This window comes from Microbacterium sp. ZXX196 (assembly GCF_009709595.1).
GTDB classification, from domain to species: domain Bacteria; phylum Actinomycetota; class Actinomycetes; order Actinomycetales; family Microbacteriaceae; genus Microbacterium; species Microbacterium excoecariae.
On the sequence record NZ_WMEE01000458.1, the window covers coordinates 1 to 242 of the forward strand.

1 protein-coding gene is annotated in these 242 nt (G+C 52.1%); it reads left to right on the top strand.

Features of this window, described 5'->3' with window-relative positions; genetic code table 11:
- On the top strand, positions 1-242 hold a 242-nt coding region (locus GJQ66_RS15030), incomplete at both ends, for a hypothetical protein (RefSeq protein WP_230379682.1).

The following is a 242-nucleotide window of genomic DNA, read 5'->3' on the forward strand; positions in this document are numbered from 1 at the left end:
GCGGGCGAACGCGGCATTTCTGATATTATCGCGGAGAATGATGGCGCTCAGACCCTTATGATTATTGGACATAATCCGGGGTTACACGACTTATCGCTTAACATCATGCGCGAAGCCGGGAGCCTCGATCATCAAGCGGCGATCCGCTTATCTGCCAAACTTCCAACCGGGTCTGTCGTATTGTTCGAAGCCGCCGAAGACGGCGCTTTCATTCCAGAGCAATTTCGGTTGCGCAATTTCAT